Raw genomic sequence first — 9,888 nt, 5'->3', positions numbered from 1 at the left:
AGAGGCGCAGGGTTTTCTGCAGGTCATCTTGAAGATCGAGTGCGCCAGGGAAGCCGGCGTAGCGCATCAGCAGCCGGCCCAGATCCACAAGCTGGCCATCAGCAGGCTGCTCGGTGGCCAGCAGAGAATCCACCAGGTCCCGATCACTTGCATACAGAGGATGCTGCTGCTCGGGATGATCGCTGGCGGGCATCAGAACGTGCGGCTGAGCTGGCTCCCTAGGTTGGCAGCTTCCTGCGGTGCGTCATGGCAGCCATCCGGTTCGGGTTGATCGGGCGCTATCTGCAGCCCTATCGGCGCACGGTGCTGTTGGGGGTCGCCGCGCTCGTGGTGGTGAACCTGCTGAGCGTGGCGCTGCCGCTGCTGGTGCGGGGGGTGATCAACGACCTGCAGGACGGCTTCACCTTCAGCGATGTGCTGCGCCAGGCGGCGCTGATCATTGCCCTGGCCACGGTGATGGGGGCCGTGCGGCTGTGGTCGCGGATGTTGGTGTTCGGCGTGGGCCGCCAGGTGGAGGCGGGGCTGAAGCAGGAGATCTTCGATCACATGCTGCGCCAGGAACCCGGCTGGGTGCAGACCACCGGCAGCGGCGAGGTGATCAGCCGGGCCACCAGCGATGTGGAAAACGTGCGACGGCTACTGGGCTTCGCCGTGCTCAGCCTCACCAACACGGTGCTGGCCTATGCGCTTACCTTGCCGGCGATGCTGGCCATCGATCCGTTGCTCAGCCTGGCAGCGGTGGGGCTCTACCCGCTGATGCTGGTCACGGTGCGGCTGTTCGGTGGGCGCATGATGCGCCAGCAGCGGCGGCAGCAGGAGGCGCTGGGGCAGCTGAGCGATCTGATCCAGGAAGACCTCTCCGGCATCAACGCGATCAAGATCTACGGCCAGGAGGCCACCGAACAGCAAGCCTTCGCCGAGCGAAACCGCCGCTACCGCGACGACGCCCTGCAGCTGGCCCGCACCCGCAGCACCTTGTTCCCGTTGCTGGAGGGCATCTCCTCGGTGAGCTTGCTGCTGCTGTTGGGTTTGGGCAGCGGGCAGCTGGAAACCGGACGCCTGAGCATTGGTGATCTGGTGGCGTTGATCCTCTATGTGGAGCGCCTGGTGTTCCCCACAGCGCTGCTGGGCTTCACCCTCAACACCTTCCAGACCGGACAGGTGAGCCTGGAGCGGGTGGAGGATCTGCTGCGCCGCAAGCCCCGGGTCAGCTCCCCCGCGCAACCTGTGACGATCGCGGCGCCGGTCAAGGCCGGCCGCCGAGCCGCCGCTGTGGAGGCGCGCGATCTGTCGCTGCGCTACCCGGATGCTGAGCGCCTGGCGCTGGACCATGTGAGCTTCCGCCTCGAACCCGGCGAGCTGGTGGCAGTGGTTGGGCCGGTGGGCTGCGGCAAAACCACCCTGGCCCGTGCCCTCGGCCGAATGGTGGAAGTGCCAAACGGTGCGCTGTTCCTGAACGGTACCGATATCACCCGCGTGGCCCTCGATGATCTGCGCCGCCAGGTGGCGCTGGTACCGCAGGAGGGATACCTCTTCACCGCCACCCTCGCCGACAACCTGCGCTATGGCGAGCCGAGCGCAACGCAAGACACCGTTGAAGCGGCCGCCATCCAGGCCCGCCTGGAGGGCGACATCCGTGGATTCCCCGATGGCTACGCCACCCTGGTGGGTGAGCGGGGGATCACGCTGAGCGGCGGTCAGCGCCAACGCACCGCCTTAGGCCGAGCGCTGCTGGTGCAGGCACCGCTGCTGGTGCTCGACGATGCCCTGGCCAGCGTGGACAACAACACCGCCGCCGATATCTTGCAATCGGTACGAAGCCAGCAGGACCGCACGATCCTGATGATCAGCCACCAGCTCTCAGCCGCTGCCGCCTGCGACCGCATCCTGGTGATGGATGGCGGCCGCCTCGTACAGCAGGGCCATCACAATGAGCTCCTGCAGCAGAGCGGCACCTACCGGCGCCTGTGGGAGCGGGAGCAGGCGGAGCAACAGCTCAACCGTGCGGCGTGAGCTGGGCCGGAAACGGATCCGCGGATTCAGTCACACTCTGTGCCCTTCACCAGACAAGCCCGGATGACCTGGCTTAGCTGAAGCTGACGCCCCGCGCCGCTGCCATGACCACCGGTGTGCCTTACCGCCTGCGCTGCACCCTCACCTTCGGCGATATCTACGGCCAGATCCTGATTTGGATGCTGGTGATCTTCGTGAGTCTGGCGGCCGGCCTGGCGCTAATGGGAGCCAGCAAACCACTCTTTGCCCTGGTGGGCGTGGGGTTAATCCTGGTGCTCTCGCTGCCTTTTCTGCTATTTGCCTTCACCACAACGCTGCTCAACCACATCGCTCTGGAACCCGGCGCGCCCCAGGGTTAAGCGCCGTAGGCTGATGCCCCACATCGGCTGCGGCATCAGTGTTCGGACTGTTTGATGGACTGGGCGGATCGAAGAGTCAGCTGGTCGCACGCGATGCCGCTCTGCCCGGCCGCGCCGATCCCATCGCCACGGCCGAACGCCACGTGGTGCTTGGCACCGCTCTTAAGGCACCGCTGAGCACCAGCCAGCAGGAGGCCCTGTTTGGCTGCGGCTGCTTCTGGGGAGCTGAAAAGGGCTTCTGGCGGCTGCCCGGAGTGATCAGTACGGCCGTGGGCTACGCCGGCGGCTACACCTCCAACCCCACCTACGAGGAGGTGTGCTCAGGCCGCACCGGCCACACCGAAGTGGTGCGGGTGGTGTGGGATGTGAACGCCATCGATTTCAGCGATCTGCTGAAGCTGTTCTGGGAATGCCACGACCCGACCCAGGGCATGGCACAGGGCAATGACACCGGCACCCAATACCGCTCGGCCATCTACGTGATGGAGACTGAGCTCCTCCGGATTGCTGAAGCTTCCCGCGATCGCTACCAGGAGTTGCTCAACGCCAACGGCAAAGGAGCTATCACCACCGAGATCGCAACCGGCAAACCGTTTTTCTTCGCAGAGACTTACCACCAGCAATACCTGGCACGCCCCGGCAGCCGTCCCTACTGCTCAGCCCGCCCCAGCGGTATGTTGCTCGATGGCTTTGAAGGGTCCAGCTTCAAGCTGCCGGCAGCGGTGTGGAGCCACTACGACTGGTCGATTGATCACTGCGTCTTGCGCGGCGACAACACGCCGATTGGGTTGTGATCGCACTGATTGTTCCCCTAATCGCCCTGAGCAGCCCATGGTGGGAGGGCTACGACATCCGCGAGCGCTTTCTCTGTGGTGATCAGGGGGGGCTGGTTGTTGAGCGCAACGACGCCCAGGCCTCGTTGATCAGCGGACGCAGCCGCTTCACCCTGTTCCGTATTGGGAGCAGCCAGCCTGGGGTGCGCTACGGCAGCGAGGCGATGGAGCTGATCCTGTGGGGAGACAACCTCACCCTGGAGCAGGGCCGCCGCAAGATGCAATGCACCCGCACCGATCAAGCCTGAGCCTCCGATGAACCCCCTGCCCGACCGCACCGTGATCCTGGGGATGTTGATCACCCTGGGACTGGTGTTTGCCCTTGTGTTCTGGTTTGTGCGGTTGGCGCCAGCCACGGAACCCGCCCTGCAGTGGCGTGATTCGGCCCCCCTAGAACCCAAGGCAGCGCCTGCGCCTCAGCAGCCAGCGCTACCGGGCCGCAGTGGAAGCTCGTTGATCTGAGCCCACCTGATCGGATCTGATCCGAACGAATCCCGATGTTCTGGGAGACAATGCCCCGGCGGCACTGACGTCGCATCATCGCCGCAACTGTTGTCGATCGCCCGCGTGGACCCGAAGCCCCAGCGCAAGCTGCATCCGCTGCCCAGGGGACTGGTGGAGCTCTACGGACTCCTGGCCGTGCTGTTCGTGCTGGTGCCGGAATGGATGGCTGATGGGGCCCTGGCTGGTCTGCGCGCCGGCCGCGATGGAAGCGACCTGCCCATGACCACCACGGCTTGGCAACGCATCCCCGAGCTGCGGCTGGCGTCGATGAATCTGGTGGAGTTGCGCGACTTAGCTCGCGCCCTTCGGCTCTGGGGTTACAGCAGCCTCAATCGCGAGCAGCTCAGCGCATCGCTATTGCGCAAAATCCAGGCCAGGCGGGGGAAGGCGCTGTGATAATTTCTTTCTCGCCGGGGCGTAGCGCAGCTTGGTAGCGCACCACTTTGGGGTAGTGGGGGTCGTGGGTTCAAATCCCGCCGCTCCGATTCAAACCGGCTCATAGCCACCCTCATGGGTGGTTTTTTTGTGCCCAGCTCACTGCAACCGTGTATGCACGCGGTAACAAGCCAGCCAGCGATTCACGCGCGGGCGCAGAGGGGGCGGAACCTCTTCCAGCAGTTGGGAGAGCTCCAGGGCCCCGAGCCGGCGCAGGTCGCGCACATCCACATGCCATAGCGCCTCGGCTTCACGGATCAAGCGCGCCCAAGTCCGTGTGTCCTGCCAGCGCTGCACCCGCAGTTGCAGATGGGGCGGATGGCGTGGGTGGCCGCGAGCGGAAACAGCCATCGCGTGCAACCTCGAAGCTTCTGCATCCACACCATGGCTCTGAATTCAGCCCGTGGACCAAAGCAACGCTTCAACTTCCCATAGATAAAGCAAAACCAGCGGGCCGATTAGGCGGAACGGCGCTGCTGGTCGCCATCGACAGGCACCACAGGGAAGGGGAGAAGCGAAGCCTCCCGCTCCGACAGGCGGCGGCTCCAGGCGCCGCTCACGGGCTCATTCCAACGGAACCCGGCCTCGCGGGCGCGGTGGCGCTCCTCATAGGAGAGGCGGGCGCGATAGAGGCGCCGCGGTTCTAGCCCCTGCTCCACGAGCTGCTCGAGATCGCTGCAACGTTCAAACACTTGAGCCAGGTAAATGCAATCGGTGAGGGCCCGATGGGCAGCCCACACCGGCACGCCGTAAGCCAGAGCCAGGTCGCGCACCGAAGGGTTCGAGCGCAGATGGCGATCAGCGGGCCAGCGGATGTCCTCCATCGTGCACAGCCAAGGCTTGTGGATCGCAGGCAGCGGTGCCATGCCAAACCACTGGCGATCGAAAGCGGCGTTGTGGGCCACCACCAAATCAGCGCTGGCGAGCAAAGCCTCAAACCACTGCAAGCCCTGCTGCCAGGGCTGCGGTTGCTGGGTGAGCTCGGGATCAATGCCGTTCACCGCTTCGGCAGCGTTCTGATCGCAGGGCAACAGCAGCGACACCTGGCTGAGCACTGAGCGCCGCGGCAGATCGAACAACACCGCACCCAGCTCAATGCAGCGATCGCGCTGTGGATCAAGGCCGGTGGTTTCCGTGTCGAGGATCAGCAGGCGTTGCGGCAGCGGTTGGTCTGGCGCTGAAAAGGCTTGGAGGACTGAAGCGTGGTCGGGCTCAACGGGTGGCGAAGGGTCGTGGGTGGGCGCAGTGTCAGCACTGGGCTGCGGTTCAGCGATGGAGTTGACCTCGGCCGTCGGCACAGGTTCAGAGGCAGCTTCCGCAACAACCGGTTCAGCAGATTCAGGAGCCTGAGGCGGTTCCACCGCTGGATCTGCCATCAAGCTCAGCAGGTCAACCTGCTCCCAGGGTTGCGGGGGGTCTGCCGTGGCCATGGGCTCTGCGCGATGGCTTCATAATCCCAGGCCGCGCCAGGCCCTGCCTAGGGTTTCGCCACCATCAAGCACCCGTCTTGGCTTCAGCTCTGAACATCGGCGACCGCGCACCCGTGATTGCACTCGCGGACCAGAGCGGCACCGAGCGCCGCAGCGATCAACTGGAAGGCAAGGCCCTGGTGCTGTTCTTCTATCCGAAAGACGAGACCCCCGGCTGCACGATGGAGGCCTGCGCGTTCCGCGACAGCTACACCGATCTGCAGGCCATGGGCGCTGAGGTGTGGGGCGTTAGCGGCGATGACGCCGCCAGCCACCAGCGTTTTGCCCAGCGCCACAACCTGCCCTACCCCCTGCTGGTGGACAAAGGCAACCAGCTGCGCAAGGCCTTTGGCGTGCCGAGCGTGCTGGGGCTGCTACCCGGCCGCGTCACCTATGTGATCGATGCCGGCGGTGTGATTCGCCACGTGTTCAACAATCTGCTCGATGGCCCGGCCCATCGCCGCGTAGCGCTCGAGGCGCTTCAGGCCCTGCAGCAGCGATGAGCTGGCGCCAGCGCGGCAGTCTCTGGCTACTGGAGCCACCGGCTGCCCGGGGCCTGATCCAGTTCATCGGGGGGAGTTATCTGGCGGCTACACCCCAGCTGAGCTACCGCCGCCTGCTGGAAGCGCTGGCTCGGCAGGGTCTGGCGATCCAGGCCTGGAGCTATGTGCCGGGCTTCGATCACCAGGCCCAGGCCAATGAAGCCTGGAAACTGTTTCGCGCAGCGCGCCCGGAGGGGCTGCCCTCCCTGCGGCTCGGCCACAGCCTCGGCTGCAAGCTGCACCTGCTGGCACCCGACAACGGCCGTGGCTGCAGTGGCTTGGCAGCTCTGAGCTTCAACAACTTCTCCGCTGAACGCAGCGTGCCGCTACTGGCCGAGCTGGGCCCGCGGCTGGGCATACAGAGCGAATTCAGCCCCTCCCCCAGCGAAACCCTGCGGCTGGTGGGTGCCAACTACCGCCAGCCCGCCAACCTGCTGGTGCGCTTCAACCGCGACGGAATCGATCAGAGCCAGCGCCTACAGGCGGTGCTGCAGGCGCGGCTGCAGGATCAAACCCAGCTGCTCGAGCTGCCGGGCGATCACCTCACCCCCGCCAGTGCCGGCCTGCGCCAAAACCTGCTGGGTGCCTGGGCCGATGACCCGAGCCGTCAGCGTCAGATCGACGCCCTCGCGGGGACGATCTGCCGCTGGTGGAGCCCAGCGGCACCGCAGACCGCCTGATCAAACGCGCAACGCATCCAGCACCGAGCGATCCTCCAGGGTGGAGGTGTCACCGCTCACCTCCTGGCCTGCTGCCAGAGAGCGCAGGATGCGGCGCATGATCTTGCCGCTGCGGGTTTTGGGGAGGGCATCGCTGAACTTGATCACATCCGGGCGCGCAATCGGACCGATCTCCTTGCCCACATGGCCGCGCAGTTCGGCGATCAGGGCATCATCCCCGCGGCGGCCGGCCTCCAGGGTCACGAAGGCCACAATGCCTTCACCCTTGAGCGCGTCGGGCCGGCCCACCACAGCCGCTTCGGCGACGGCGGGATGGCTCACCAGAGCGCTCTCGATCTCCATCGTGCCGAGGCGGTGGCCGCTCACATTGATCACATCGTCAACGCGGCCCATCACCCAGAAATAGCCGTCGCTGTCGCGGCGGGCGCCATCACCGGCGAAATAGAGCCAGGAGCCATCGGCAGGGCGAATCTCCTCCCAGTAGCTCTTGCGGAAGCGCTCGGGATCACCGTGCACGGTGCGCATCATTCCCGGCCAGGGTCGGCGGATCGCGAGATAGCCCCCCTGATCAGCGGGCTGGGAGTTGCCGTCGTGATCGACGATGTCGGCCTGGATGCCCGGTAGGGGCAGGGTTGCGGAACCGGGCTTGGTCGGGGTGGCGCCCGGCAACGGGCTGATCATCACGCCGCCGGTTTCGGTCTGCCACCAGGTGTCGACGATCGGGCAACGGTTGCCGCCGATCACATCGCTATACCAGATCCAGGCCTCTGGGTTGATCGGCTCACCCACGGTGCCGAGGATGCGCAGGGAGCTCATGTCGTACTGATCCGGCACCTCGCGGCCGCTCTTCATGAAGGCGCGGATCGCCGTGGGGGCGGTGTAGAAGATCGTGCATTGATGCTTCTGAATCACCTCCCAGAAGGCACCGGGCTTGCTCGGGCGCGGCGCACCCTCGTACATCATCGTGGTGGCTCCGTTCGACAACGGCCCATAGACGATGTAGCTATGCCCCGTGATCCAGCCCACATCGGCGGTGCACCAGTGAATGTCGTTCTCTTTGATGTCGAAAATCCACTGGAAGGTGAGGTGGGTCCAGAGGTTGTAACCGGCGGTGGTGTGGACCACCCCCTTGGGTTTGCCGGTGGAGCCTGAGGTGTAGAGCACGAACAGCCGGTCTTCACTGGCCATCGGCTCGGCCGGGCACTCGGCGCTCTGGCTTTCCACCAGCTCATGCCACCAGTGGTCGCGGCCGGCCTGCATTGGGCAATCACTCTCAATGCGCTTCACCACCAGAACGTGCTCCACGCTCGGGGCACCGCCACTGCTGCCAAGCGCCTCATCCACGGCGGGCTTCAGCGGCACCGGCTTGTCCTTGCGGAAGCCGCCGTCGGCGGTGATCACCGCCTTGGCCTCACCATCAATCAGACGATCGCGCAGAGCATCAGCCGAGAAACCGCCGAACACCACCGAGTGGGGTGCGCCAATGCGGGCGCAGGCGAGCATGGCGATTGCCGCTTCCGGCACCATCGGCATGTAAAGAGCCACCAAATCGCCCTTGCCAAGGCCAAGCGCCTTGAGCGCATTGGCCGCCTTGCACACCTCGGCGTGGAGCTGGCGGTAGGTGAAGGTGCGGGTGTCGCCGGGTTCCCCTTCCCAGATCAGGGCTGTTTTATCGGCGCGGGGGCCGTTGAGATGGCGATCGAGGCAGTTGAAGCTGAGGTTGGTGGTGCCGCCTTCAAACCAACGGGCAAAGGGCGGATTGCTCCAATCGAGCACCGTGTGGAATGGCTCGAACCAGTGCAGTTCGCGCCGTGCCGCCTCACCCCAGAAGTGATCCGGATCATCATGAGCCTGAGCGGCCAACTGTCGATAGACCTCCAGCGAACCGATCGCCGCGCCTGCAGCCAGGTCGGCCGGCGGCTCAAACACCCGCTGCTCCTGCAGCACCGATTCAATCGTGGCGCTGGTGGCGGGGCTGGTCTGGGCCTCAGACATTCGGGCAACGGCAGGCGCGCCCATTCAAGCGAGCGCGGAACCCGCCTGGCCGCTCCGGCTGCAGGCCTGTAATAGCTGATGCAGCCTTCGGCTCTGCTCCAGGATGGAGAGATGGTGAAACCCGCCGCCTGCCTGTTCGATCTCGACGGGCTGCTGCTCGACACGGAGCCGCTGCATGCGAAGGCCTGGCAGCAGGCCGCCAGCCACTTTGGTAGACCCCTGGAAGCCGAGGAGCTCTTGGCACTGCGGGGGCGGCGGCGCCACGACTGCGCTGATCAAGTGCTGCAGTGGATCTGCGCAGGAGGTGCTTCCAACGCGCCCAGCCGCGAGGCGTTACTGGCGGTGCGCCAGCCCATCGCTGAAGCGCTGCTGATGCATGCGGCACCAATGCCGGGGGCAGCTGAGCTGGTGCAGCGCTGCCAGGCCCTGGGCATCCCGATGGCCTTGGCCACCAGCAGCTCGAAAGCTGCGGTGGCGCTTAAAGCATCCCCCCACCCCTGGCTCACCGCAATCAGGGTGCGGGTGCACGGTGATGATCCGCACCTCAAGCGCGGCAAGCCGGCGCCGGATGTGTTTGTGCTGGCGGCGGAACGGCTGGGCGTGGATCCTCGCCACTGCTGGGCCTTCGAAGATTCACCCGCCGGCGTGCGGGCCGCCCGTGCCGCAGGCTGCCACGTGCACGTGCTGCCGCCCCAGCATCTGAGCGGGGAAGAGCTCCATGATCTCTATCCCGAGATCGAGCGCTTCCTCAGCAGCCTTGAAGACATTGTGCGGGAGCTTCAGTAGAGCCTGCTCAGCACAAACTCCGGCAAGGCCAACAGGGCACTACGGCAATCCGAAGCTGGCAACCAACTAATGGCTTCGCGGGCTTCATTGGCAAAACCCTCGGCCAAGGCACGGGAGCGTTGGATCGCCTGGCTGTTGCGCACCAGCTCCAGCGCTTGATCAAGATCGCCCTCTTCACTGAACTCACGCTCGATCAAACCAGCAAGAGCGGGATGCTCATTGAGGGCATAGAGGGCCGGAGCGGTGAGATAACCACTAGCCAGGTCGCTGGC

Annotated in this window: 13 protein-coding genes, 1 tRNA gene and 1 pseudogene; 10 read left to right on the top strand and 5 right to left on the bottom strand. The window is 65.3% G+C overall.

What is annotated here, in order from left to right; all coding sequences use genetic code 11:
• Positions 1-193: DUF3288 family protein (locus tag ACIQ2E_RS08750; protein ID WP_398329066.1), on the bottom strand; the 193-nt coding region annotated here is incomplete at its 3' end.
• 53 nt (positions 194-246) lie between these two features.
• Between ACIQ2E_RS08750 and ACIQ2E_RS08745 the strand changes: the two genes are divergently transcribed.
• The 7 genes from ACIQ2E_RS08745 to ACIQ2E_RS08715 all read left to right on the top strand — a co-directional run bounded on the left by ACIQ2E_RS08745 (position 247) and on the right by ACIQ2E_RS08715 (position 4,194).
• Positions 247-2,013: an ABC transporter ATP-binding protein gene (locus ACIQ2E_RS08745; protein WP_398329063.1), complete on the top strand. Its 1,767-nt coding sequence runs from the start codon at positions 247-249 to the stop codon at positions 2,011-2,013.
• Between the two features lie 104 nt (positions 2,014-2,117).
• Positions 2,118-2,372, top strand: coding sequence for a hypothetical protein (locus ACIQ2E_RS08740; protein ID WP_217795437.1), 255 nt, complete (start codon positions 2,118-2,120; stop codon positions 2,370-2,372).
• Between the two features lie 38 nt (positions 2,373-2,410).
• Positions 2,411-3,166: a peptide-methionine (S)-S-oxide reductase MsrA gene (gene msrA, locus ACIQ2E_RS08735; protein WP_398329059.1), complete on the top strand. Its 756-nt coding sequence runs from the start codon at positions 2,411-2,413 to the stop codon at positions 3,164-3,166.
• Entirely contained in the window at positions 3,163-3,453 is a 291-nt protein-coding gene (locus ACIQ2E_RS08730; protein WP_398329056.1) for a hypothetical protein, read from the top strand. Before msrA ends, ACIQ2E_RS08730 begins: the two co-directional genes overlap by 4 nt.
• Positions 3,454-3,460: 7 nt before the next feature.
• Positions 3,461-3,667: a hypothetical protein gene (locus ACIQ2E_RS08725; RefSeq protein WP_398329053.1), complete on the top strand. Its 207-nt coding sequence runs from the start codon at positions 3,461-3,463 to the stop codon at positions 3,665-3,667.
• A gap of 90 nt (positions 3,668-3,757) precedes the next feature.
• Positions 3,758-4,105 (top strand): Rho termination factor N-terminal domain-containing protein, encoded by a 348-nt coding sequence (locus tag ACIQ2E_RS08720; protein WP_398329050.1) that lies wholly within the window; start codon positions 3,758-3,760, stop codon positions 4,103-4,105.
• 15 nt (positions 4,106-4,120) lie between these two features.
• Positions 4,121-4,194: transfer RNA gene (locus ACIQ2E_RS08715), tRNA-Pro, on the top strand.
• A 49-nt stretch (positions 4,195-4,243) separates the two neighbouring features.
• On the opposite strand, the gene ACIQ2E_RS08710 is transcribed toward ACIQ2E_RS08715, so the two are convergent.
• Both ACIQ2E_RS08710 and ACIQ2E_RS08705 read right to left on the bottom strand, forming a co-directional pair.
• Positions 4,244-4,495, bottom strand: coding sequence for a hypothetical protein (locus tag ACIQ2E_RS08710; protein WP_398329047.1), 252 nt, complete (start codon positions 4,493-4,495; stop codon positions 4,244-4,246).
• Between the two features lie 107 nt (positions 4,496-4,602).
• Complete coding sequence (locus ACIQ2E_RS08705) at positions 4,603-5,574, bottom strand: exonuclease domain-containing protein (protein ID WP_398329044.1); 972 nt, start codon at positions 5,572-5,574, stop codon at positions 4,603-4,605.
• Positions 5,575-5,651: 77 nt separating this feature from the next.
• Here ACIQ2E_RS08705 and ACIQ2E_RS08700 point away from each other — a divergent pair, with 77 nt between their 5' ends.
• Positions 5,652-6,116, top strand: coding sequence for a peroxiredoxin (locus ACIQ2E_RS08700; protein WP_398329042.1), 465 nt, complete (start codon positions 5,652-5,654; stop codon positions 6,114-6,116).
• Positions 6,113-6,835 (top strand): DUF1350 family protein, encoded by a 723-nt coding sequence (locus ACIQ2E_RS08695; RefSeq protein ID WP_398329040.1) that lies wholly within the window; start codon positions 6,113-6,115, stop codon positions 6,833-6,835. The genes ACIQ2E_RS08700 and ACIQ2E_RS08695 overlap by 4 nt, the downstream gene beginning before the upstream one ends.
• Here the strand turns inward: ACIQ2E_RS08695 and acs are convergent, their stop codons facing one another.
• Complete coding sequence (acs, locus tag ACIQ2E_RS08690; RefSeq protein ID WP_398329037.1) at positions 6,836-8,830, bottom strand: acetate--CoA ligase; 1,995 nt, start codon at positions 8,828-8,830, stop codon at positions 6,836-6,838.
• 78 nt (positions 8,831-8,908) lie between these two features.
• Here acs and ACIQ2E_RS08685 point away from each other — a divergent pair, with 78 nt between their 5' ends.
• Positions 8,909-9,616, top strand: coding sequence for an HAD family hydrolase (locus ACIQ2E_RS08685; RefSeq protein ID WP_398329034.1), 708 nt, complete (start codon positions 8,909-8,911; stop codon positions 9,614-9,616).
• Here the strand turns inward: ACIQ2E_RS08685 and ACIQ2E_RS08680 are convergent.
• Positions 9,610-9,888, bottom strand: a pseudogene (locus tag ACIQ2E_RS08680) (solanesyl diphosphate synthase); the annotation flags it as partial. The gene ACIQ2E_RS08685 and the pseudogene ACIQ2E_RS08680 overlap by 7 nt on opposite strands.

This window comes from Vulcanococcus sp., from assembly GCF_044369115.1.
Lineage (GTDB): Bacteria > Cyanobacteriota > Cyanobacteriia > PCC-6307 > Cyanobiaceae > Vulcanococcus.
The sequence above is the reverse complement of the archived record's forward strand: the minus strand, read 5'-3'. Positions and strand labels throughout refer to the sequence as shown.

Coding starts and splice junctions, on each gene's coding strand:
- ACIQ2E_RS08695 (WP_398329040.1), top strand. CDS start 6,113: ATGAGCTGGCGCCAGCGCGGCAGTCTCTGGCTACTGGAGCCACCGGCT.
- ACIQ2E_RS08740 (WP_217795437.1), top strand. CDS start 2,118: ATGACCACCGGTGTGCCTTACCGCCTGCGCTGCACCCTCACCTTCGGC.
- acs (WP_398329037.1), bottom strand. CDS start 8,830: ATGTCTGAGGCCCAGACCAGCCCCGCCACCAGCGCCACGATTGAATCG.
- ACIQ2E_RS08725 (WP_398329053.1), top strand. CDS start 3,461: ATGAACCCCCTGCCCGACCGCACCGTGATCCTGGGGATGTTGATCACC.
- ACIQ2E_RS08705 (WP_398329044.1), bottom strand. CDS start 5,574: ATGGCCACGGCAGACCCCCCGCAACCCTGGGAGCAGGTTGACCTGCTG.
- ACIQ2E_RS08685 (WP_398329034.1), top strand. CDS start 8,909: ATGCAGCCTTCGGCTCTGCTCCAGGATGGAGAGATGGTGAAACCCGCC.
- ACIQ2E_RS08745 (WP_398329063.1), top strand. CDS start 247: ATGGCAGCCATCCGGTTCGGGTTGATCGGGCGCTATCTGCAGCCCTAT.
- ACIQ2E_RS08710 (WP_398329047.1), bottom strand. CDS start 4,495: ATGGCTGTTTCCGCTCGCGGCCACCCACGCCATCCGCCCCATCTGCAA.